Annotated in this window: 19 protein-coding genes and 1 riboswitch; of the genes, 13 read left to right on the top strand and 6 right to left on the bottom strand. The window is 55.1% G+C overall.

The features are described from left to right. Window positions 1–3: 3 nt before the first annotated feature. Window positions 4–1,260 (bottom strand): glutamate-5-semialdehyde dehydrogenase, encoded by a 1,257-nt coding sequence (locus WBP50_RS08825; protein WP_423933537.1) that lies wholly within the window; start codon window positions 1,258–1,260, stop codon window positions 4–6. Window positions 1,261–1,315: 55 nt separating this feature from the next. Beyond that, window positions 1,316–2,401 (bottom strand): glutamate 5-kinase, encoded by a 1,086-nt coding sequence (gene proB, locus WBP50_RS08820; RefSeq protein WP_423933536.1) that lies wholly within the window; start codon window positions 2,399–2,401, stop codon window positions 1,316–1,318. A 404-nt stretch (window positions 2,402–2,805) separates the two neighbouring features. Here proB and WBP50_RS08815 point away from each other — a divergent pair, with 404 nt between their 5' ends. Continuing rightward, on the top strand, window positions 2,806–4,998 hold the full coding sequence (locus WBP50_RS08815) for a cation:proton antiporter (protein ID WP_423933533.1): 2,193 nt from the start codon (window positions 2,806–2,808) through the stop codon (window positions 4,996–4,998). A 12-nt stretch (window positions 4,999–5,010) separates the two neighbouring features. Here the strand turns inward: WBP50_RS08815 and WBP50_RS08810 are convergent, their stop codons facing one another. Next, entirely contained in the window at window positions 5,011–5,502 is a 492-nt protein-coding gene (locus WBP50_RS08810) for a Fur family transcriptional regulator (RefSeq protein WP_423933532.1), read from the bottom strand. Between the two features lie 302 nt (window positions 5,503–5,804). Between WBP50_RS08810 and def the strand changes: the two genes are divergently transcribed. From def to lepB, 4 genes are all read left to right on the top strand, one after another. Continuing rightward, the gene (def, locus tag WBP50_RS08805; protein WP_423933530.1) at window positions 5,805–6,365 is read left to right on the top strand and encodes a peptide deformylase; all 561 of its coding nucleotides are present in this window, start codon (window positions 5,805–5,807) and stop codon (window positions 6,363–6,365) included. 37 nt (window positions 6,366–6,402) lie between these two features. Next, window positions 6,403–7,353 (top strand): methionyl-tRNA formyltransferase, encoded by a 951-nt coding sequence (gene fmt / locus WBP50_RS08800; protein ID WP_423933527.1) that lies wholly within the window; start codon window positions 6,403–6,405, stop codon window positions 7,351–7,353. 106 nt (window positions 7,354–7,459) lie between these two features. Next, window positions 7,460–9,277, top strand: coding sequence for a translation elongation factor 4 (lepA, locus tag WBP50_RS08795; RefSeq protein WP_423933525.1), 1,818 nt, complete (start codon window positions 7,460–7,462; stop codon window positions 9,275–9,277). 169 nt (window positions 9,278–9,446) lie between these two features. Then, window positions 9,447–10,277, top strand: a complete 831-nt coding sequence (gene lepB, locus WBP50_RS08790; RefSeq protein ID WP_423933523.1) for a signal peptidase I — start codon at window positions 9,447–9,449, stop codon at window positions 10,275–10,277. Here lepB and WBP50_RS08785 read toward each other — a convergent pair. Further along, the gene (locus WBP50_RS08785) at window positions 10,271–10,693 is read right to left on the bottom strand and encodes a hypothetical protein (RefSeq protein ID WP_423933521.1); all 423 of its coding nucleotides are present in this window, start codon (window positions 10,691–10,693) and stop codon (window positions 10,271–10,273) included. The genes lepB and WBP50_RS08785 overlap by 7 nt on opposite strands. Before the next feature lie 149 nt (window positions 10,694–10,842). On the opposite strand from WBP50_RS08785, the gene trpE reads away from it, so the two are divergent. From trpE to tpiA, 5 genes are all read left to right on the top strand, one after another. After that, window positions 10,843–12,342, top strand: a complete 1,500-nt coding sequence (gene trpE / locus WBP50_RS08780) for an anthranilate synthase component I (RefSeq protein WP_423933518.1) — start codon at window positions 10,843–10,845, stop codon at window positions 12,340–12,342. 54 nt (window positions 12,343–12,396) lie between these two features. Continuing rightward, window positions 12,397–13,926, top strand: coding sequence for a Do family serine endopeptidase (locus WBP50_RS08775; protein ID WP_423933515.1), 1,530 nt, complete (start codon window positions 12,397–12,399; stop codon window positions 13,924–13,926). Between the two features lie 190 nt (window positions 13,927–14,116). After that, window positions 14,117–14,596, top strand: coding sequence for a transcription elongation factor GreA (gene greA, locus WBP50_RS08770; RefSeq protein ID WP_423933512.1), 480 nt, complete (start codon window positions 14,117–14,119; stop codon window positions 14,594–14,596). A gap of 255 nt (window positions 14,597–14,851) precedes the next feature. After that, complete coding sequence (locus tag WBP50_RS08765; RefSeq protein WP_423933509.1) at window positions 14,852–15,076, top strand: hypothetical protein; 225 nt, start codon at window positions 14,852–14,854, stop codon at window positions 15,074–15,076. Window positions 15,077–15,079: 3 nt separating this feature from the next. Then, complete coding sequence (tpiA, locus tag WBP50_RS08760) at window positions 15,080–15,835, top strand: triose-phosphate isomerase (protein WP_423933508.1); 756 nt, start codon at window positions 15,080–15,082, stop codon at window positions 15,833–15,835. A 147-nt stretch (window positions 15,836–15,982) separates the two neighbouring features. Here tpiA and thiC read toward each other — a convergent pair whose 3' ends face one another. Next, window positions 15,983–17,665, bottom strand: a complete 1,683-nt coding sequence (gene thiC, locus WBP50_RS08755) for a phosphomethylpyrimidine synthase ThiC (protein WP_423933505.1) — start codon at window positions 17,663–17,665, stop codon at window positions 15,983–15,985. Window positions 17,666–17,734: 69 nt separating this feature from the next. Continuing rightward, window positions 17,735–17,860, bottom strand: a riboswitch (TPP riboswitch). A gap of 185 nt (window positions 17,861–18,045) precedes the next feature. On the opposite strand from thiC, the gene WBP50_RS08750 reads away from it, so the two are divergent. Next, window positions 18,046–19,392, top strand: a complete 1,347-nt coding sequence (locus WBP50_RS08750; RefSeq protein ID WP_423933503.1) for a BCD family MFS transporter — start codon at window positions 18,046–18,048, stop codon at window positions 19,390–19,392. A gap of 5 nt (window positions 19,393–19,397) precedes the next feature. After that, on the top strand, window positions 19,398–20,363 hold the full coding sequence (locus tag WBP50_RS08745; RefSeq protein WP_423933500.1) for a radical SAM protein: 966 nt from the start codon (window positions 19,398–19,400) through the stop codon (window positions 20,361–20,363). A gap of 504 nt (window positions 20,364–20,867) precedes the next feature. Here WBP50_RS08745 and WBP50_RS08740 read toward each other — a convergent pair. Continuing rightward, window positions 20,868–21,299, bottom strand: coding sequence for a 6-pyruvoyl trahydropterin synthase family protein (locus tag WBP50_RS08740; protein WP_423933497.1), 432 nt, complete (start codon window positions 21,297–21,299; stop codon window positions 20,868–20,870). A gap of 138 nt (window positions 21,300–21,437) precedes the next feature. Between WBP50_RS08740 and WBP50_RS08735 the strand changes: the two genes are divergently transcribed. Beyond that, complete coding sequence (locus WBP50_RS08735) at window positions 21,438–22,277, top strand: M48 family metallopeptidase (RefSeq protein WP_423933495.1); 840 nt, start codon at window positions 21,438–21,440, stop codon at window positions 22,275–22,277. Window positions 22,278–22,371: the final 94 nt, after the last annotated feature.

The raw sequence follows: 22,371 nt of genomic DNA, 5'->3' as shown, positions 1-22,371 counted from the left end.
GGTTTACAGGGGTCTTGTTTGTCCCTCGCCTTCGATGATCCACTTGTAGCTGGTCAGCTCCCTGAGCGCCATCGGCCCGCGGGCATGAAGTTTCTGCGTGCTGATGCCTATTTCCGCTCCAAGACCGAACTGGGCTCCGTCGGTGAACGCCGTCGAGGTGTTGGCATAGACTGCAGCGGCATCGACGCGTTTGAGGAATTTCTCTTTTGCCGCAGGGTCGCCGGTGACGATGGCTTCGCTGTGTCGCGAACTGTGGGCGGCGATGTGATCGAGCGCTTCTTCAAGGGAGGCCACGGTTTTCACCGAAAGCCTGAGCGAGAGGAACTCCGTGCCGTAATGTTCCGGAAGGGCTTTCTCCAGAAGGGTTTCCGGATAGGAGCCCAGCAGTTTCGCGTATGCCGCCTCATCGGCGTAGATGATGACCATTTTCTTTTCGAGGGGCGCCACGATTGCAGGAAGGTCGTCAAGCCTCGCGGCATGGATGATCAGCGTATCGAGGGCGTTGCAGACACTCGGACGACGTGTTTTGGCGTTGAAGACGATGTCGGCGGCCATTGCGGTATCGGCCGCCTGGTCGATGTAGGTGTGCACGATACCGGCCCCGGTTTCGATGACCGGAACCCTGGCGTTCATGCGCACGAAGTCGATCAGCTTCTGACTGCCTCTGGGAATGATCATGTCGATATAGTCCACGGCATTGAGCATCTCTCCGGCGGCTTCGCGCTCGGAAGGCAGGAGGACGATGGTGTCGGGGTTCAGGCTGTGGCGCTCAAGTACGGTTTTGATGCACTGCACAATGGCCGTATTCGATTCGTGCGCGTCGCTTCCGCCCTTGAGGACGGTTGCATTGCCTGATTTAAGGCAGAGTGCGAATACGTCGAAGGTGACGTTGGGGCGGGCTTCGTAGATGATGCCGATCACTCCTATGGGAACGGTGGCTTTCGTCAGCTCCAGGCCGTTGGGAAGTCTGCGCTGTTCGAGCACGAGCCCGAGCGGAGAGGGGAGCGCCGCAACGCTGCGGATATCTCCGGCTATGGCTTCAAGGCGGCTTTCGCTGAGCAGCAGCCGGTCGTACATGGGATTGGCCGGGTCCATGCGGTCGAGGTCCCTCCTGTTCGCTTCAAGTATCGAGGCCGAAACGAGCGGAATTTCAGCGGCAAGGTCCAGAAGCAGGTTGTTGACGGCGGCATCATCGAACATGACCAGCTCGCGGCTGGCACGGCGTACGGCCCTGAAGAGTTCTGTGAGGGATTGCTGCATACGGTTTGCGGTTGCGGTCAGGATAACGGGTTAACGGAGGCCTGCCCTGACAGGGTTACTGGGTAATATACAGATAGTCGTAATGGATCAAGGGTTTCTGGCCCTTCTGGCCAATCAGCGTCCGGGTTTTTTCCGCACTGTACTGCGCAAGCCCGTATCCGATCACCGTGCCGTCTGCAGCTGAAATCCTGATGATGTCGCCTTTCAGGAATGACCCGTGCACCGATTCGATCCCTACCGGGAGCAGGCTGTTTGCGCGTTCACCGGCCGTGAGAGCATTCCGTGCGCCCTCGTTGATGACGACCTCGCCCTTCTCCATTCCTTCGGTGTGCGCAATCCACCGCTTCGGCCCGTAGGTCGGTTTTTCCGGCAGGAATGTCGTGCCGGGGCTTTCGCCCTGCAGGATGGCATGCAGGATGCCGGGCGTCTTGCCGTTGGCGATATGGACGGTAATGCCGAGACGGGAGAGCTTCTGGGCGATATGGCATTTGGTGAGCATGCCTCCGCGGCCGAACTCGGATTTTCCGGGATTGATGTACTGGTGGAAATGCTTCGTCGATGGAGGAATTTCCCTGATGATTGCTCCGTTTCCGGTTTTAAGGTCGAACAGGCCGTCCACATGGGAGAGGATGATGTAGCCGTCCACATCCATCATCGAGGCTATCAGTCCCGAAAGTTCGTCATTGTCGGTAAACATCAGTTCCGTTACCGACACCGCATCGTTTTCGTTCACAACCGGAACGATGTTCTGCTGCAGCAGGGCCGAGAAACAGGTTCTCATGTTAAGGTAGTGCAGCCTGTCGCTGAAATCTCCCTTGGTGACGAGAATCTGCGCCGTAACCAGCCCGTGGGCGGCAAAAAGTTTCGTATAGGTATCGATCAGCCTGATCTGGCCGGTAGCCGCCAGTACCTGACGGGCCGCTACGGGAGGGAGGTTGCCGGTCAGCTGCAGGATCGAGCGTCCGGCGCCCACGGCGCCTGAAGAGACCAGGATAACCTGTACTCCCTGCCGGTGCAGCTCCGCTATCTGGGCGGTCAGTTGTTCAAGAACAGGGATGTCGAGATGACCATCCCGGTCGGTGATGACGTTTGTTCCGACCTTGATGACTATTTTACTGTAAACGGGATGCAGGTGCTTCATACAGGTCTTGAAAACGATTGTCCGCCGCTCTCGAACCATCGCTTGCGGCGGTTGACAAGTGGAGCCGGCATCTTTTTCTGCGAAATACGGGGCTCCTGTGCCGATAATAATGAAAATCGGGAAATATTCCTTTCCCATCTCCTTCATGCCTCAGTCGGTGACACAGGCGCTTTTCCGGGTCATTACGCTCTCCTGAAGCCCGAAAAAGCAGCCGTTCGGGAAACCTGTTCCGATGCCGTCGAGAAGTAAAAGATATACAAAGTGCCCATTGTTTCCCTCAAAAACACCGCCAGCAACCCTGCATTCCGGTCCGCCGGTTTTTCTTCACCCCAAGTTATGCCTATCTTCCCTTAATCAGGTGCGGTTCCAATGCCGCACAGTTCGTCAATAAGACCGCTGAAGCCATGTTGTTAGCCGGCCTTACGGAAATTGTTCTGCCACTGAAGAATCCTGTCCTGCAGTTTTCGCTGATCCTGTTCATCATTCTTTTCGTTCCGTTTTTTTTCAAGCGGCTGAGAATTCCCAGCCTGATCAGCCTGATCATTGCAGGAGCTGTTGTCGGGCCAAACGGTCTGAACCTGATGCTTCGTGACAGCAGCATCGTGCTGTTCGGAACCGTGGGACTGCTCTATATCATGTTTCTGGCCGGTCTGGAGATCGATGTTGCCGATTTCAAGAAAAACAGCGGAAAAAGTATCCTGTTCGGTCTCTATACCTTTCTCATTTCGCAGCTGCTCGGTATTTTCGTCGCTCTCTACGTGCTTGATTTCACCCTGATCTCCTCGGTGCTTATCGGCAGTATCTTCGCCTCCCATACGCTTATCGTCTATCCGGTCGTCAGCCGTCTCGGCATAGCCAAGGACAAGGCGGTCAATATCGCCGTGGGCGGCACCATGATCACCGATACGCTTGCCCTGCTCGTGCTTGCCGTCGTGGCAGGAAGTTCGAACGGAGCGCTGTCGTCCGTTTTCTGGATAAGGCTCTTTATCGGCATCATCGTTTTCAGTCTTATCGTCCTGCTGCTCTTTCCGGTTATAACCCGCAGGTTTTTCAAGCGCTTCGACGACAGCGTCCTGCAGTATCTCTTTGTGCTCGGCATGGTTTTTCTTGCAGCTTTTCTTGCTGAAGCCGCCGGTGTCGAACCCATTATCGGAGCATTTCTCGGCGGACTCGCCCTGAACCGCCTCATAGCGCACACCTCACCCCTCATGAACAGGATCCGGTTTGTGGGTGACGCCATCTTCATTCCTTTTTTTCTGATCGGGGTGGGCATGCTGATCGATTTCAGGGCTTTTTTCAAGGATGCAGCCACCATCAGGGTCGCTCTGGTCATCACCGTTGCCGCCACCGTGGCGAAATACGTTTCCGCATGGATTACGCAGAAGATCTACGGTTTTTCAGCCGATCAGCGCAGGCTTATTTTCGGTCTTATCAGTGCCCACGCTGCAGTAGCCCTTGCAACCGTACTGATTGGCTACAACATCATCACGGGCTACACGCTTGACGGCACTCCGGTACGACTGCTCGACGAGAGCGTCCTCAACGGTACGATTCTTTTCATCCTTGTCACCTGCACCCTGGCGACCATTGTCGGCGAAAAAGGAGCGCAGAACATTGCTGCGGCCGAAACCGGAGATGTTCCCCCGGAGGGACTCCTGAAGGCGGGTGCCGAAAGAATTCTCATGCCCATGAACGACATCAAGACGGTCGAAGAGCTTGTCAATCTGGGCGTTACCATAAAATCGAGGCAGAACCTTGACGGACTTTTCGCTCTCCATGTCGCCGACAGCTCCGTTTCAGGCGGGACTGTCGAAAAACATGCGGAGAAAGTTCTTGAAAAAGCCGTCATGACGGCCGCTTCGACCGACAATCTGCTTACCGGTCTGTTCCGGTACGACAGCAGCGTCGCCAACGGCATCGCCGGAGTCGTCAGGGAGCAGAAGATCACCGACCTCATACTGGGCCTTCATCACAAGAGCAGCCTTGCCGATTCCTTTCTCGGCAGCCTGTCTGAAGAGCTTCTTGCGGCATGCAACGTTACGACCTTCATATACAAGCCGGCTCAGCCGCTTGCGACCATCAAGCGTACCATCGCGGTCGTGCCGCAGAATGCCGAAAGTGAGGATGGATTCCTGCTGTGGATCGACCGGCTTTCGAACATGGTGGACAATACCGGTTCGAAACTGCTTTTCTACGGTTCACCACAGACGCTCGGCTATCTGAAGGAGCATCATGGTCTGCGTTTTCCCAATGCGGAGTACAAGATATTCCGGAACCTGGACGATTTTTCGGGACTCGCCAAAGAGATACGGGGCGACGACAATCTCGTTGTTGTGATGAGTCGCAGGAACCACCGCTCCTGGCACTCGAGAATGTCGAAAATACCGGGATACCTCGGCCGGTATTTCGAGAGGAACAGTTTTATTCTGATCTATCCGGTTCAGGCTGGCGGAGAGGAGGAGCTGATCGAGTTTCCGGAAATAAGACTGCCGAAACGCATCCGGTTCAATGTCGTTCCCGTGCGTTCACAGGTGGAAAAAGTACTGAAGAAAATCCCGCTGAAGAGAATTTCACTGCGCCGCAACTCTCCGGAATGAATGATCGGGTGGTTATTTTTCCGGTTTGGCGCCGCAGTCCGGAGTCGTGCATTTGCCGAAAACCTGAAGGCTGAAGCTTTCGAGAGCGAAGCCGTTTCCGAGGCACAGCTTTTCAAGCATTGCCGCCAGTTCGTTGCTGGTTACCTCCACAACCTTGCCGCACTGTTCACAGATGATGTGCAGGTGGTTGGCCACCCCGTGTGATTTTTCATAGTGCGTGTGTTTGTGACCAAGGTCGATCTTGGTGACCAGATGGCATTTGAAAAGCAGGTCAAGGGTATGGTAGACCGTCGCCCTCGATATGCTCATCCCCTTCTTTTTCAGACGGACAAATATTTCGTCGGCATCGAGGTGGTTGCCCGATTTGTAGATCTCCCTGAGCACGATAATACGCTCGTTGGTGCAGCGCATCTCGTGTTCTTTCATATAGGTCTTGAAGATGGTTTCAGCCTGCAGGAGTTTTTCGTTTGTGTCCTTCCGGTTCGGTAATGGTTGTCTCGTCATCGAATAAACAAGATGCGATTTGTAGTGGAATGCCGCGTCTCCGGTTCGGGAGTCTCCGGAACTGGGCTTGTCCTGAGGTATCCCGGTTGAGATCAGGTTTTTTACGCTTTATTCGATAAATTTACAAATTTTGTATGGAATGTCTGCATTTCCATGCCGGCAGGATAAAATGTGGCGAGCAACCAGCGGTTTTCCGCCGTGAAAATGCTTATTTCCCTTCCGCCGGAGCGTCCGCAACTTTTTGTTTTTTCCCGGGGTTCCGGATGAGTGCATTGCGACTGAATATTTCATGACAACGGATTATGATAGTACCGATCAACATATACAGCGACGAGGTTCTCCGCCGAAAGACCGTTTCCGTGACGGGCATCGACGCAACAATAGAGGAGCTGCTCGGCAACATGTTCGAAACCATGTACAACGCTCCCGGCATAGGGCTTGCGGCTCCGCAGGTAGGCCGCTCCCTGCGCCTTCTGGTAGTCGATATATCCTGTATCAGGGAGTATGAAAATGTAAAACGGATGGTGGTGATCAACCCGAGAATTCTGGAATCCAGGGGCTACAAGGCCATGGAGGAGGGGTGCTTGAGTCTGCCGGGCGTTCAGGGTGATGTGGTGAGGCCGGCCTCGATCAATCTGTCCTGGCGGGATGAACATTTCGAAGAGCGGACCGGGGAATTCTCCGGCATGCTGGCAAGGGTGCTGCAGCATGAGATCGATCATCTCGATGGCCGGCTGTTTGTAGACCGCCTGCAGAAGAGGGACCGGAGAAAAGTGCAGCAAGATCTCGATGATCTTGCCGAAGGCCGTTTCAGCGCCTCATATCCGGTTGTGCCGCCCGCGGTTCACGCAGGCCAGGCATGAGGATGGCATCATTAATTTTTTTATTCCCCGTTCGTTCATGAGAATCGTGTTCATGGGAACCCCTGATTTTGCGGTTCCTTCGCTTGAGAGGATCGCCTCGGAAAAGCAGGAGTTCGATATTGCGCTTGTCGTTACCGGATCCGACAAGCCCCGTCGCAGAAAAAATGCGCAGGAGGAACCTACCCCGGTAAAAAAAGCCGCCCTGCGGCTCGGCCTTCCGGTTTATGAAACCGATGACCCATCGGGTCCCGAACTGGCCGCTGCCGTTGCCGCCGCCAGACCGGATGTGATTGTCGTGGCGGCGTTCCGCATTCTTCCGCCTGCAGTCTACACCCTTGCCCCAAAAGGAGCCTTCAATCTCCATGCGTCGCTGCTTCCGGCCTTCAGAGGCGCTGCCCCGATCAACTGGGCGATCATCAGGGGGGAAAAGGAGACCGGCGTCACCACGTTTTTTCTGCAGGAGAAAGTCGATACCGGCAATATGATTCTCATGGAGAAAATTCCGGTCGGCGCGGACGACAACGCCTCCACCCTTGCCGAAAAGCTTTCGCTTGCCGGCGCAGGGCTCGTTCTTGAAACCCTTCGCCGGATCGCCGGTGGCCGCGTGGCGCTGCAGCGGCAGGATGACCGCTTCGCCTCCAGAGCTCCCAAGCTCACCAGGGAGAACACCCGAATCAGGTGGAATTCCGCAGCTGTCGAACTCTGCGATTTTATCCGGGGTCTGGCCATGAAGCCCGCAGCATGGACGACGCTGGGCGGCAGGACCCTGAAAATCTACAGGGCTCAGCCCTGTGCCGGGCCGTTGCCCTCGGAACCTTCCGGTCCGGGCGGCGTGCTGATTCACGAGGGGCAGTTTTTTGTTGGCGCCGCCGACGGCTGGATTCGCCTGGAGCTGTTGCAGTTCGAAGGCAAAAAAATGATGGAGGCCTCCGAATTTCTGCGGGGTTTCCGTCCCGAAGAGTACCTCACCCCTCTCGTGCTCTCATGATTGCCATCCCATCGCTTTATTTCTTATATTCTCCACCTTGGAATATCGAGGCCGTGCCTGCGGCAATCCCCGCAGGCGCCCTTATTGAAATTAAACGCTCTTTTTTATGTCCCTGCCTTCTTCGGAAGTGAGCCGCACGCGCAACTTCTGCATTATAGCACATATCGACCACGGCAAATCCACCCTTGCCGACCGGCTGCTCGAGGTGACCCATACGCTTGACCGCACCCAGATGGGTTCAGCCCAGGTGCTCGACGATATGGATCTGGAAAAGGAGCGCGGTATCACCATCAAAAGCCACGCCGTTCAGATGAAGTACACGGCCAGAGACGGTCAGGAGTACATTCTCAACCTTATCGATACGCCGGGGCATGTCGATTTCAGCTATGAGGTTTCCCGTTCCCTGGCAGCCTGCGAAGGCGCGCTGCTTATCGTGGACGCCACGCAGGGCGTAGAGGCGCAGACCATCGCCAACCTGTACCTCGCCATCGATGCCGGCCTTGAAATCATTCCGGTCATCAATAAAATAGATCTGCCCTCTTCCGACGTCGAAGGGGTCGCCTCCCAGATCATCGATCTGATCGGTATTGAGCGGGAGGATATCCTCCAGGTTTCCGCCAAGGCTGGAACCGGAGTCGATGAGCTGATGGCAGCCATCATCGCCAGGATTCCCGCTCCCAAAGACAACAAGGACCTTCCCCTCAGGGCGCTGATTTTCGATTCGGTTTTCGACGCCTACCGCGGTGCGGTGGTCTACCTCAGAATCGTTGACGGTGTGCTCAACCGGGGCGACCGGGTCCGGTTTTTCGCCAACGACCATCTCTATACCGCCGATGAGATCGGCACGATGAGCCTGAAGCGCCAGCCGAAAGAGAGGCTTGCCGCCGGCAATGTGGGTTACCTGATCTGCTCCATCAAGGATGTCAAGGATGCAAAAGTCGGCGATACGGTAACGCATGCCGACGCTCCCGCCGCCGAACGGCTTTCAGGTTACAAGGATGTCAAGCCGATGGTCTACAGCGGCCTCTATCCGATCAACTCGAACGAGTTCGAGGACCTTCGCGAGTCGCTCGAAAAGCTTTCGCTGAACGACGCTTCGCTGGTCTACACTCCCGAAACGTCGGTTGCGCTCGGTTTCGGTTTCCGGTGCGGTTTTCTCGGCCTGCTCCATATGGAGATCATCCAGGAACGTCTGGAACGCGAGTACGGGGTCAACATCATCACGACGGTTCCCAATGTGGAATACCGGGTCGTACTGACCAATTCCGATGTCATCGAAGTCGACAATCCGTCGAAGATGCCGGACACGGCGAAAATCAGCCACGTCGAAGAGCCCTATGTGAGCATGCAGATCATCACGCTTTCCGAGTATATCGGCAACATCATGAAGCTCGGCATGGAGCGGCGCGGGGAGTACCGCAATACCGACTATCTCGACAGCACCAGGGTGAACATGCATTTCGAGTTTCCCCTCGCCGAAATCGTTTTCGATTTTCACGATCGTCTCAAGTCCATTTCGAAGGGGTATGCCTCGATGGACTACGAGTACATCGGCTACCGGGAGTCCGATCTCGTCAAACTCGACGTGCTGCTCAACGGTGAGCCGGTCGATGCGCTCTCCATCATCGTGCACCGCTCGAAAGCCTATGAATGGGGTCGCAAGCTCTGTCAGAAACTGAAAGGCATCATTCCGAAACAGATGTATGAGGTGGCCATCCAGGCGGCTATCGGCAGCAGGGTCATTTCAAGGGAGACCATTTCGGCCATGCGCAAGAACGTGCTGGCGAAATGTTATGGCGGCGATATCAGCCGCAAGCGCAAACTGCTTGAAAAACAGAAGGAAGGCAAGAAGCGCATGAAGCAGGTCGGAAGGGTCGAGGTGCCGCAGGAGGCATTCCTTGCCATTCTCAATATCGACGAGTGAGGACTCGGTAGCCAGGAGACGGGCGGTCGGAAAATACTCTCGGGGTTTCTGATGAAAATTCGCCGGAACGAAAAAAAAAGAACGTCGAATATTTTGAGTGGCCTGTTTTTTGCGGAAGAAAAAATGGAGTGGATGTGTATCAGATAAAACCATATAACCATTGTTTATTTTGAACAGTCAACATGAAAAACCGGCTAAAAAACAGTCGAGAGAGTGGTTTGAGGCTCTTGTAATAGCGGCGATTTTCGCAACGTTGCTGAGAATATTTGTTGTCGAATCTTACAGGATTCCAACCGGTTCGATGGAAAATACGCTGCTTGCCGGCGATTTTCTTTTTGTAAACAAATATGTCTACGGCGCAAAAGTGCCGCTTGTGGGGTTCCGGCTTCCTGCAGCCGACAGCGTCAAAAGGGGTGATATCATTGTCTTCAAGTTTCCCAAAGACCGTTCGCTGAACTACATCAAACGTTGTGTTGCCGTCAGCGGCGATACGCTTGAAATCCGGTCTCAGCAGCTCTATGTGAACGGCAGGGTATCCGCTCTGCCTGAGCATGCGCAGTTCATTGGCCAGAAGGTGCCGCCGGGAGCCGCCGATTTCCAGATATTTCCGAAATATTCAAGTTTCAACAAGGATAATTACGGCCCTTTGCGCATCCCCCGCAAAGGCGATGTGATAGATCTCAATGCCGAAACCTACCAGTTGTACAGTTCACTTGTTGCCGATGAAGGCCATGATGTTTCGCTCATGGGGGTTCAGGTCTATGTTGACGGTGTTCCGGCAAAACAGTATACCGTTCAGGATAACTATTATTTCGCCATGGGAGATAACCGCGACAACAGCCTCGACAGCCGTTACTGGGGTTTTCTGCCGGAACGGGACATTGTGGGTGAGGCCATTATGGTCTACTGGTCGTGGGATCCCGGTATTCCGCTGCTGCTCGATCCGCTTGGCAAAATCTTCTCGGCAAGATGGCAGCGGATTGGCCTGATGGTTCACTGAATCGTTGTTTCCATCTGCCGGATTTTCCTGCAGACGAGCGCGGTTGATTCCTGAAGCTTCCGGCGGCTGAACAGCGTTTTTTCAAGCTCCGGAAAAGCGAGGGCAAGTTTTTTGACGCTTATGTGCCGCCGCAGGTTTTGCGGACACTGTTCTGTCGGGGTCATTTCGACCCGGCTGAGCGTTATGGCGTTCATGCCGAACTCCGGCTCGATCGAGCCGATGGTGAGGGTGTGGGTGTTTCCGCTGGAGCCCTGATACCGCTGCTGAACCTGCTCCCTGAACGTGCCGTTCATCCGGACCGAAGCGACGCTGTAGATGGCGAGGTACCCGAACAGGAAAAGCATGCCCGGCGAGAGAAGCAGCGCTTTTATCCAGGATCGAGGGTTGACGTTATGTTCAGGTGAATGGAGGCTCATGGTCAAGGTTCGGGGTGACGTCGGCACGGAACATGATGCGCGCCGGTATTACTAATTCCATGATACAATTTTTTTCTCTTTATTACAGGCAACCCTGTTCGCTCTGTCGATAGCTCCGAAGAACCTTTTTGCAAACCCGTACTCTTTTTATGTCAGTGCAGCCCCGGATTCCCTCGTTTGTTTTCACGCCGCTCATCAGGGAGGTTCACGCCGATACCGAGACCCCTGTTTCAGTCTATCTCAAACTGCAGCGGCCGCATTCATGCCTTCTCGAGTCGGTGGAAGGCGAAGAACGCCTGGCCCGGTTCTCTTATATCGCCATTGATCCGGTCGCCGTGCTCAGAGGCTCCGTAGGCGGAGATGTCACGCTCGAGGTCTTCAACGAACGCTTCAGCAGCCTTAAATCGATTGCTGCCGAGGAGCGCGATCTGCGCAAGGTCATCGACCGCTGTCTGGGTGAGTTCGACACCCTCGAACTGCCGGGTCGCAAGAACGGCTCACCCCGCATGATCACTTCCGGCGTTTTCGGCTATTTCAGCTACGATGCGATGCATCTGGTCGAACGCATACCCAGGCCTCTCCTGCCCGATCCCGCGGGCATGGCTGATATCGTGCTGCTTTTCTGCGATACGCTTGTGGTGTTCGACAACATCATGAGGAAGGTTTTCATCACCACAAACTATCTCGATGGCAGCGACCGGGGCGAGGCCGAAGCGCGCCTCGATGCCATTGCCGAACAGATGCTGCGTCCGCTCAGCCGCGAGGAGGTGGTGCTGAAGCCGGAGCGACCTGCAGAGGTGGTTTCCAACACCACAAGGGATGCGTATCTGGGCAAGGTTGTAAAAGCCAAGGAGTACATCCTGCAGGGCGATATTTTTCAGGTGCAGATTTCCCAGCGCCTGCGTCGCCCGCTCTCCACGCGCCCTTTCGATGTCTACCGGATGCTCAGGACGGTCAATCCGTCTCCGTATCTCTACTATTTCGATCTTCCCGATGCACAGATCGTGGGTTCTTCTCCTGAACTGCTGGTAAAGGTGCAGCGCGACGAGAGCGGGCGGCGCATCGTCGATACCCGGCCCATAGCCGGGACAAGAAAGCGCGGGAGCACCTACGAAGAGGATGCCCGCATCGCCAGGGAGCTGCTTGCCGACGAGAAGGAGTGCGCCGAACACCTCATGCTGATCGATCTGAGCCGCAACGATATCGGCCGTATCGCCAAGGTCGGTACGGTCGAGACCAATGAGATGATGATCATCGAAAAATATTCCCACGTCATGCACATCGTCAGCAATGTGCGCGGCGAACTCCGGGACGATCTGGGAACCATGGACGCCTTCTGGTCGTGCTTTCCGGCAGGTACGCTGACGGGGGCTCCGAAAGTGCGCGCCATGGAGATCATCTACGAACTGGAAGAGGAGAAGCGCGGTATCTACGGCGGTGCGGTTGGTTTTCTGGATTTCAAGGGGAATCTCACCACAGCCATAACGATACGGACCATGGTCGTCAGTGACGGAACCATCTATTTTCAGGCCGCAGGAGGAATCGTGGCCGATTCGAAGCCGGAAAGCGAATATGAAGAGACCATGAGCAAGATGCGGGCCGGACTGACGGCGGTAGAGAACATCGAAGCGTCAGAGGGCATGTATTGATCGGTGTTTTGCAGGAGACGTGTTGTATCGAACGAACAAAACCATACAGGAACCATGAAAAAAAGAGGAAACAGAGTGAAATACCTGCTGCTGCTCCTGCTCGGAATAGCCGTGGGTGGGCTTGTTTTCGCCAACATCGAGTTCAGCTTTTCCGGGCCCGATACCAGTTTCAGGCTGAGCAGCAAGCCGAACTACGCCACGGCGAAAAACAATTTCGAGAATTCCCCGATAGAGACGCTCAGGGATTTCAACGAAGCCTTTGTGCAGATTGCCGAATCGGCAACGCCCTCGGTGGTGACCATTTTTACCGAAAAGACCGTGAACCGCAGGGTTATCAGCCCGTTCGAGTTTTTCGGACGCACTCCCTTCGATGATTTCTTCGGCACGCCGAAAAGCGGCGGTCAGAACTCTCGCAGGGAGGTACAGCGCGGGCTCGGTTCGGGCGTGATCGTCACTTCCGACGGCTATATCCTTACCAGCAATCACGTGATCGACAATGCCGACGCCATCTATATCCGCACTTTCGACAACCGGAAGATCGTGGCTAAAGTCATCGGCGCCGACCCCAAAACCGATCTGGCCGTCATCAAGGTGAGCGACAAGGGGCTTAAGCCAATCCTGATCGGCGACAGCGACAGGCTCAGAGTGGGGGAGTGGGTGATCGCCATCGGCAGCCCGCTGGGCGAGAGCCTCGCCCGAACCGTAACCCAGGGAATCGTGAGTGCTATCGGACGTTCCAATGTAGGCCTTGCGGACTACGAAGACTTCATCCAGACTGATGCTGCCATCAACCCCGGCAACTCCGGCGGCCCCCTGGTGAACATCAACGGCGAGCTGGTGGGCATCAATACGGCGATCGCCAGCCGTACCGGCGGATTCGAAGGCATCGGGTTCGCGGTTCCCTCGAATATGGCCCAGAAGGTCCTCACCTCGCTCATCACCAAAGGCAAGGTTACCCGCGGTTACCTCGGCGTCAGCATTCAGGACATCGATGAGAACATCGCCAGGGGCATGCAGCTCAAGAGCACACAGGGCGTGCTGGTCGGCACCGTCGTGTCGGGCAGTCCGGCGGCCAGGGCGGGTATCCTTACCGGCGACGTGATTCTCGATTTCAACGACCGGAAGGCATTGTCGAGTGTCGAGCTTCGCAACGCCATTGCCGGTCTCTCTCCGGGTTCCATGGCCAAAATCAGGATTCTTCGCGACGGCGAAGTGCGTTTGTTCAACGTCCGTCTGGAGGAGCAGCCCTCCGGTGATGCCGCTTCGCTGCCTGCACAGCAGCAGCAACAGCCGGCTTCCGAAGCGTTCGGGATCCGTGCGCAGGAGCTGACTCCGCAGCTTGCCCGGCAGTTCAAGCTGCAGGAGGGAGTTACAGGCAAGGTGGTCGTCACCGCCGTTGACCAGTCGAGCAGCGCATTCAGTGCCGGCCTGCGTGCCGGGGATGTGATCGTATCGTTCAACAAACAGCCGCTGACCTCTTACGCGCAGTATGCCGGGCTTCTGCGAAAAGTCAAAAGGGGAGACCTCGTTTTTCTGCTCGTGGACCGTCGGGGCAGCAAGGTGTATTTTGCCTTCAATGTGTAAAAGTTTCTTGCCCTGAAGCGTTTAGTGTTGTACATTGCAAGGGAGTAAAGTCAGCCGCAGAGGCAGCTGACTTTACTTTTTTTTGTTGCCATCTGACCTTCCTGCTCCTCCTGAAAACAGCTTCATGGTGATCTGCAGGAAATGGGCTTCTAACCGATCTGTTTATCGCTAACCATTAAGAGCACAAAACATGAGTGACAGAATTTACCTGACCAGAGATGGATACAACCGGCTCAAGGATGAGCTGCATGTGTTGGTTCATCAAACCAGAAAGGAGGTTCTGGAGAAAATCGCTGAAGCCCGTTCTCATGGCGATCTGAGCGAAAACGCGGAGTACGATGCGGCAAGGGAGGAACAGTCGCAGACTGAAGCCCGCATAGCAGATCTCGAAAACAAGCTTTCGACGGCAACCATACTCGATCCCAAGCAGATCAAGACAGACAAGGTGTACATTCTCACCTCGGTGAAGCTGAAAAACCTGCAGGACGAGAAAGAAACGGTTGAATACACGCTTGTCTCGTCCGAAGAGGCCGATTCCGATCTCGGAAAAATATCGGTGCGCTCTCCTGTCGGGCGTTCGCTTATCGGCAAATCCGTGGGCGATAAAGTGCACATCACCGTTCCCAAAGGCGAGCTGCACTACGAGATCCTCGACATTTTCGTGAAGTAAGCCCGTTCAGGCATTCACTTCCTGATATCCGCCAAAAGACATTGCCCTGCACTCCCGATCCGGAGTGCAGGGCTTTTTGCTTGATGACAACAAAACCGGAAGCCAATCAGCATGCCTCTGATGCAGCGCAAAGTTATACTGTCGGAAAAGAGTGATGCCTATCTATCGTGTTCCCGGCAAGCCGAATTTAATGGCTCGGGAAAAACCGGGCTTTTGTTATATTCAGGAGCTTGTTCAACCAACCATCGCTTACTTATGGGTAAACGTCAAATCATCTACCGTCCGGCTCAGATCGGAGGAAACCAGGCTCTTATGAACCGGGAAATCAATCTTGTCACCAAAGAACAGCGCGTCTGGCACGGGGTGGTAACCTCCGTCGGCAGCAGCGAGATCGAACTGAAAGACGCCCGTAAAGGCAAACACACCTTCAGCCTTGAACAGATCGACAAGATCTACGGCGAGGTAAAAACAGATTATTAACATATGAAGCGCACAAACATCGTTGCCGGCAACTGGAAAATGAACCTCACCATTGCCGAGTCCGTGGAGCTTGCATCTGCGGTTATCGCAGAACTGGGAAGCGGCTTTTCAGGCTGCGAGGCAGGTCTCGCCCCAACCTATCCGGCTCTTTTCGAGATCGGAAAACTGCTTGCAGGAGGCCCGCTTTTTCTTGCAGCCCAGAACTGTCATTACGAGAACGACGGTGCGTTCACCGGCGAGGTATCGGCAAGGATGATTCTCGGCGCAGGCTGCAGCTACGTCATTATCGGCCATTCCGAGCGCCGTCAGCTTTTCGGCGAGACCGATGAGGTCGTCAACCGCAAGGTTTCGAAAGCGCTTCAGGAAGGGCTCAGGGTCATTCTCTGCGTGGGCGAAACGCTCGAAGAGCGCGAAAGCGGCATTACCGGAGATGTGGTGACCCGTCAGGTCAGGGCCGGTCTTGCAGGCATTGCGGGCATAGAGGATCTGGTGATCGCCTATGAACCGGTATGGGCTATCGGCACCGGAAAAACCGCAACTTCCGATCAGGCGCAGGAAGTCCACGCACTTATCCGCAGGACGGTCAGCGACCTTTACGGAGCGGAAGCCGCAGACGGACTGCGCATTCAGTACGGAGGCAGCGTGAAGCCTTCGAACGCAGCCGAGCTGTTTGCCATGCCGGACATCGACGGCGGCCTTATCGGCGGAGCGAGCCTGAATGCGGCGGACTTTGCGGCCATAATCAAAGCGGCCTCTTGACGACAACGCTTTTTCATCACCGAATGGTGAACAGGTAAACAGAAAAGGTGCTCCGCAAGGGCACCTTTTCGTGTTTGGACAGATTTTTTTATGGATGTCGGCGACATCATGGCCCGTGTTTCCGGAAGACAGGGCAATTTCCGTTTTTCATTTTCCCTGCGAGCGTTTCATCGAGCAGAAATCCGGACCGCACATGGTGCAGAAATCCTGGTTTTCGACGCTCTGTCCGCTTGCCGCCATGCTTTCGGCGTGCAGCTCCCTTGCCTTTACCGGGTCGAGCGACAGGTTGAACTGGTCTTCCCAGGCGAAGGCATACCGGGCGCGGCTCATCAGTTCGTCCTGCAGCCATGCCGTGGGGTTTCCCTTTGCGATGTCGGCGGCATGCGCGGCTACCTTGTGCACCACAACCCCTTCGCGAACATCGTTGCGATCCGGCAGGCCGAGGTGCTCTTTCGGAGTTACGTAGCAGAGCATGGAACAGCCGTATGCGGCAATCAGTGTGCCGCCGATTGCCGAGTTCACGTGGTCGTAACCGGCCGCGATGTCGGTGGTGAGCGGTCCAAGCGTGTAGAACGGGGCTCCGTGGCACAGTTCGATCTGCTTCCGCATGTTTTCTTCCACGAGATTGAGGGGGACATGCCCCGGCCCTTCTATCATCACCTGCACGTCGTGCTCCCATGCAAGGAGGGTGAGTTCTCCGAGCACTTTCAGTTCGCCGAACTGCGCTTCGTCGTTGGCGTCGGCGATACAGCCGGGCCTGAGGGCGTCGCCGAGCGATACCGCTATGTCGTAGCTCTTCAGTATCCGGCAGATTTCGTCGAAATGGGTGTACAGGAAGTTCTCCCTTTCGTTCGCCTTGCACCATCGGGCCATGATGGCTCCGCCGCGCGATACGATGCCGGTCATGCGCCGGTCTGCGGCGGGCAGGTGCTCCCGGAGGATGCCTGCATGGATGGTGAAGTAGTCCACGCCCTGCTCGGCCTGTTCGATGAGCGTATCGCGGTAAAGCTCCCAGGTGAGGTTTTCGGCGACCCCTCCTGCTTTTTCCAGCGCCTGGTACATCGGCACGGTGCCGATGGGAACCGGTGAGTTGCGCAGAATCCACTCCCTGGTCTGGTGGATGTTGCTTCCTGTGCTGAGGTCCATGACGGTATCCGCTCCCCAGCGGCAGGCCCAGACGGCTTTTTCGACCTCCTCCCCGATGGAGGAGCCCATGGCGGAGTTTCCGATGTTGGCGTTGATTTTTACCCTGAAATTTTGTCCGATGATCATCGGCTCAAGTTCGGGGTGATTGATGTTGGCCGGAATGATTGCCCTTCCTGCGGCAATTTCCTGCCTCACGAACTCCGGGGTGAAGGGTTCGAAGGTTTTTCCGCCTATCGAGAATGCGGCGATCCACTCTTCGAGCCGCTGGTTCTCGCGGATCGACACATACTCCATTTCAGGCGTTACGACACCCTTCCGAGCGTAAGCGAGCTGGGTGAGGGAGCACCCTTCCTTTGCGCGGAGTGGAACTCTCTCGGCTGATGTTTCGTTGCCACGGTCGGTCGCAGGTTCCGTGTTCCCGGAATTGAAGTTCCATCTGTCGCGAACCGGGTCCAGCCCCTTTTCGGGGTCTGACGTTTTTGCCGGATCGGAATAGGGCCCGCTGGTGTCGTAGAGCGTGATGGAGGAAAAGGCCATTCCCCTGCAGGTGTAGGTGTTCGTGAGCCTGAGGGTTCTCATGCCGACTTCTATGGGGTGGATGCACCCCTTTGTATAGGTTTTTTCCGAAGCGTTGCCGTACATGCGGTGCTCCGGGCAGTGGATGTTTTCCGAAGAGGTGTTCATGGCTGTGGGTTACACGTAGAAAAAGAGAGTCATGCCGCCCGGAAGGGAAAGAGAAGCGTCTGAAGGAAGAAAAGCTGCTCCATCTTTTCTTGCGGCAGCATTACCTGCATCAAGTTACAAGGGTTTGATCTCAGCCGCTACCCGGTTTTGTTTATAGCGCATGTTCCGGGACAGGCAGCACCCCCAAGATGACGGATAACTCATGCAAAGCCGCCTTGCGGCGAAGAGCGGAGTATTCCGATACAGGTAGCAGGATAAAGAAAAACCCCATGATTTACAAGGATCGCTCCGTCGAGGTTGCTTGTGCGGCAAGGGGATTTATGTAAATTAAGGGCTTCACGACGGCTATCCGGCAGCAACTGTTATTACCGATTACTTCTATGAAGACCTTGAATCTGATCCGCCTCTCGCTTTTCCAGATGGGTTTCGGCATCATGCTCGGCTTTCTGCACGATACCCTCAACCGGGTGATGACCACGGATCTGGGGATCTCTTCGACCATCGTTTTCGGTCTCATCAGCCTCAAGGAGCTGCTTGCCATTTTCGGAGTGAAGGTGTGGGCCGGAAACATGTCGGACCGTTCGCATATCTTCGGCCTCAAGCGCACGCCCTATATTCTTCTTGGTTTGTTGTGCTGCGTGTTCTCCTTCGTTTTCGCGCCGGCGGCCGCCTATGAGGTGAATATTGCCGGCAAAACCTTTTCCGATCTGTTCGTTGCGGTCGTGACCGATATCGGGCTGCTGAAGCTGGCAATTATCTTTCTTGTTTTCGGTTTCGGCCTTCAGGTGGCAACCACCGCCTATTATGCCCTTCTTGCCGATACGGTGGGGGAGGAGCATATCGGCAAGGTTACCGGAGCGAGCTGGACGCTGATGGTGCTTACCACCATCGTCTCCACCCGCATTGTTGGTTCCTATCTCGATGTTTTCACTCCCGAGCGTCTCATTGCCGTTGCCGAGGTGGGCGGCTCTATCGCCCTCTGCATCGGCCTGTTTGCGGTTCTGGGCGTCGAGAAGCGCAACGCCGAAGTCAGGGCGGGCAAGAGCAAGCACTCCATCAGCTTTTCCCAGTCGATACGCCTGCTTACCTCTTCGCCCCGAACCCTGCAGTTCGCTTTCTACATTTTCATCTCCATTTTTGCGCTCTTCGCCAACGAGATCGTCATGGACCCGTTCGGTGGCGATGTGTTCGGTATGCCGGTAGGTACGACAACAAAGCTTTTCAGGCCGACCATGGGCGGCACCCAGCTTGTTTTCATGCTGCTGGTGGGTTTTCTGCTCAACAGGATCGGCCAGAAACGCGGTGCGCATATCGGTAATTTTTTCGGCATTATCGGCTTCGGCATGCTGATTGCAGCAGGCTTCATGCGCGATGAACAGTTTCTTCGCCTGGCGCTTGTCGTAACCGGCATCGGCCTTGGCGCGGCCAGTGTTTCAAATATTTCCATGATGATGACCATGACTGCCGGCAGGAGCGGTATCTATATCGGTCTGTGGGGAACCGCCCAGAGTCTTGCGATCTTTCTCGGCCATTTCGGGGCGGGCATCATCCGCGATGTGGTCTACCATCTTTCGGGAACCTATGTTTGGGCCTACGCGGCGATATTTATGATGGAAATCATCGCTTTCACGGTTTCCAGCCTTGTGCTGCCGCATATTTCCAAAGAGGCGTTCGAGGCCGAGAGCGAAGCGAAAATCGCAGAGATGCAGATTGCAGGGGAGGCCTGAACGCCATGCCGCTCGACGGAAAAAAAGATCCTGCGGCCCTGAAACATGTGTTCGGGCCGGTATCGTCCAGGCGGCTCGGACAGTCGCTCGGCGTCGACCTGCTGCCCATGAAGAGCTGCACCTGGAACTGCGTTTACTGCCAGCTTGGCCGGACAAAACGCTATGCCACCGAGCGGTGCGAGTTTTTTCCTCCAGATGAGATTCTTGCTGAAATCCAGGAGGCCCTGCATCGTGGCGGGCATATAGACTGGATAACCTTCGTGGGATCGGGTGAAACCCTGCTTTACAAGGGTATCGGGCATCTGATCGAATCGGTGAAAAAGATGACGGATGTTCCCGTTGCGGTGATCACCAACGGGTCGCTTTTTCATCTCGCAGAGGTTCGTTGCGAGCTTATGCAGGCCGATGCGGTTCTGCCCTCCCTGAACGCCGGTTCGGAGGAGCTCTACAACGCAATCGATCGTCCCGCTCCGGGATTTTCCTTCCGGCAGCACCTCGACGGCCTGGTGCAGTTCCGCAGAGAGTACAGGGGAATGCTCTGGGTTGAGGTCATGCTGCTCGGCGGACTCAACGACTCCGATGAAGCCCTGTATGAACTTGCCGGAGCCCTGAAGCAGGTCGCTCCCGATATGGTGCATCTCGTTCTTCCGACACGTCCCGCGCCTGAACAGCAGGTTGCCCTTCCCGGAGACGATCGCATCGAGCGTGCCTTCAGCATCCTTTCGACGGCGGCACCTGTCATGCATCCGGTAAAAGGCAGCATGGATCTCGGCAGTGCATCCGATCTTCTCGAAGCCGTCATGGCCATCGTTTCCCGCCATCCGGTTCAGGAGAGGGAGCTTTCATCCGCTTTGCTTGCCCGTTTTTCCGGCGACCAGGCGGAGGTCGAGCGAACCATGAAGGATCTTTTCGACACAGGCAGGTTCGCTACCCTCGAGCAGGCCGGAGAGATTTTCTGGATCCCCGGCTGATTCTGCTCCGTCTGCCGCCAGGCGGTTGTCGCTTCGAACTGTTTTGAAAAACCGGTTTTTATCGGTATAATCAGGTTATAAATATCGTAACCCTTCAGTAGTACCCTCCCCCTGTTATGGCAGATTTTTTTCATCGTGACCTGCTGGTCGTTTCGGCATGGTGCCTGTGTTCCGGATGTTTTCTTCTCGTCGTGTTTTTCAGAAGCAGAAAGGACAGGATCGATTGATTTCCGTTTGCGGGAAATCATGTGGCAGTTATCTCCGTGAAGTAACAATCTTTTTCGAAAACGCCTTTATTTTTCGTCGGTTATTTGCTATAATTACGTTTACGCTCCTTTAATCCCTCCCCCGAGGCGCTAATCGCTATGATCGATGTTTTCGCTCATGATCTTTTACTGTTGTCCGGCTGGTATCTGCTTGTAGGCGGGATTTTCAGTACACAATTTTTCAGGAACCGAAAAAAAAAGCGGCTCTGATATTTTCCCTCTGTACCGGCTGTCCGGTTCAGTCCTTGCCGTCGTAATCCGCCCAGTTATTCGGCGTTTCATACCAGCGGACCTCCCTGAGCGAAACGCCTTCGGGAAGATGGTTCCTTATCTGTTTGTAGGCCCATTTTGCCAGGCATTCGGCGGTAGGCGGTTCATCGGTAACCAGCACGCGCGAGTTCCGCTTCATGACGAAATCCAGGTCCTCCGGGTCATCCTTCCATACCGCGAAGCCGTGATCGAGCACGTCGTGGATATGTCTCACCATGATCTCTTTCAGGAACTTGAAATCCATGACCATGCCCTCCTCCCCGTCGCCCTTCCTCTCTATAAGCGCACCTTCGACGGTGGCGACAACTACACCGCGATGACCGTGCAGCTGGTTGCAGAACGAAAAGCTGTTGGGCAGCGTGTGGCCGTAATCGATCTCTATTTTTCGTGAAATGCGCATTGTGGCGGAGTGTTCTCTTGAAAATTTCTGTTTTGCATGCAAAGTGTAATAAAAAAATCTTGTTTGATAATACAATCGGCATAATCTTGTGGGGAAATTCCGAGGGTTTTGTTTTTCTTTGCCACCGGAAAATATAATATGCAGAAAGAGGTCGCCCTGAAAAGGGGCTTCTTCGTCTCAGGATTTGTCATGCATGTCGAATTGCACCAGCAGGGTATGAAGAGTATTACGGCTAAAGTCAGCCGGCATGAAAGTGCCGCAGTTCCAGGATTGTTCTATACGGTCAGGGTCAGTTCCCGGGCGCTTCATCCCCGCCTGAAAATGGTTCCCCATGAAGGGCTCGTGGTGGTGGTGCCGCAACGTTACGATATACGTCACGTCGATACGCTTGTCGTTCGCCACTGCGACTGGATAGGAAACGCCATGGCAAGAATCGATAGTGTCCATGCCTCTATGGACCCATCTTCTTCGGCATTGCTCCCTGAAACCGTTGCTTTTCAGTGTACTGAGGATCGCTGGAGGGTGGTGTACCGTAAACAGGAGGGTGCCGTGCGGGTTAAGGTTGTCGAATCGCCGGATGGGGAGCTTGTGCTTCGGGGCCGAATCGAAAATGCGGAGCTTTGCAGGTCGGCTCTCCGGCTATGGCTTAACAGGAGGGCCGGAAGCGACCTTGTGCCTCTGCTCCAGGATCTTGCCGTAAAGCACCGGTTCAGTTTTGAAAAGACTGCCGTTCGCCTGCAGAAATCCCGGTGGGGGAGCTGTACCTCGAGAGGCACCATATCGCTCAATTCCAAACTGCTTTTTCTGCCCCGGCCCCTTGCCGAATCGGTGATGCTGCACGAGCTGTGCCATACCGTTCATATGAACCACTCGGTGGCCTTCAAGGAGCTGCTCACCCTCAGCGATCCCTCCTGGAGAGAGCACGACCGCGAGCTGAAAACGGCATGGAAGTACGTGCCGCGCTGGGTCGAAGCCTGATGGCGGCTGAAAAAGCGTTTTCCCTTTACGCATCATAACTTTCCGGATTCGCTTCCAATCCTTTTCAAGTAATAATAAAAAGCCTTATATTACG

The organism is Chlorobium sp. (assembly GCF_049593655.1).
Lineage (GTDB): Bacteria > Bacteroidota > Chlorobiia > Chlorobiales > Chlorobiaceae > Chlorobium.
This window is presented reverse-complemented; position numbering and strand designations above follow the sequence as displayed.

Excerpts from the sequence above, each read along its gene's own strand:
- lepA (WP_423933525.1), top strand. The coding sequence starts at position 7,460 with ATGTCCCTGCCTTCTTCGGAAGTGAGCCGCACGCGCAACTTCTGCATT.
- WBP50_RS08775 (WP_423933515.1), top strand. The coding sequence starts at position 12,397 with ATGAAAAAAAGAGGAAACAGAGTGAAATACCTGCTGCTGCTCCTGCTC.
- tpiA (WP_423933508.1), top strand. The coding sequence starts at position 15,080 with ATGAAGCGCACAAACATCGTTGCCGGCAACTGGAAAATGAACCTCACC.
- WBP50_RS08785 (WP_423933521.1), bottom strand. The coding sequence starts at position 10,693 with ATGAGCCTCCATTCACCTGAACATAACGTCAACCCTCGATCCTGGATA.
- proB (WP_423933536.1), bottom strand. The coding sequence starts at position 2,401 with ATGAAGCACCTGCATCCCGTTTACAGTAAAATAGTCATCAAGGTCGGA.
- WBP50_RS08810 (WP_423933532.1), bottom strand. The coding sequence starts at position 5,502 with ATGACGAGACAACCATTACCGAACCGGAAGGACACAAACGAAAAACTC.
- WBP50_RS08765 (WP_423933509.1), top strand. The coding sequence starts at position 14,852 with ATGGGTAAACGTCAAATCATCTACCGTCCGGCTCAGATCGGAGGAAAC.
- greA (WP_423933512.1), top strand. The coding sequence starts at position 14,117 with ATGAGTGACAGAATTTACCTGACCAGAGATGGATACAACCGGCTCAAG.
- fmt (WP_423933527.1), top strand. The coding sequence starts at position 6,403 with ATGAGAATCGTGTTCATGGGAACCCCTGATTTTGCGGTTCCTTCGCTT.
- WBP50_RS08825 (WP_423933537.1), bottom strand. The coding sequence starts at position 1,260 with ATGCAGCAATCCCTCACAGAACTCTTCAGGGCCGTACGCCGTGCCAGC.
- trpE (WP_423933518.1), top strand. The coding sequence starts at position 10,843 with ATGTCAGTGCAGCCCCGGATTCCCTCGTTTGTTTTCACGCCGCTCATC.
- WBP50_RS08750 (WP_423933503.1), top strand. The coding sequence starts at position 18,046 with ATGAAGACCTTGAATCTGATCCGCCTCTCGCTTTTCCAGATGGGTTTC.
- WBP50_RS08815 (WP_423933533.1), top strand. The coding sequence starts at position 2,806 with ATGTTGTTAGCCGGCCTTACGGAAATTGTTCTGCCACTGAAGAATCCT.
- thiC (WP_423933505.1), bottom strand. The coding sequence starts at position 17,665 with ATGAACACCTCTTCGGAAAACATCCACTGCCCGGAGCACCGCATGTAC.
- WBP50_RS08740 (WP_423933497.1), bottom strand. The coding sequence starts at position 21,299 with ATGCGCATTTCACGAAAAATAGAGATCGATTACGGCCACACGCTGCCC.
- WBP50_RS08735 (WP_423933495.1), top strand. The coding sequence starts at position 21,438 with ATGCAGAAAGAGGTCGCCCTGAAAAGGGGCTTCTTCGTCTCAGGATTT.
- WBP50_RS08745 (WP_423933500.1), top strand. The coding sequence starts at position 19,398 with ATGCCGCTCGACGGAAAAAAAGATCCTGCGGCCCTGAAACATGTGTTC.
- def (WP_423933530.1), top strand. The coding sequence starts at position 5,805 with ATGATAGTACCGATCAACATATACAGCGACGAGGTTCTCCGCCGAAAG.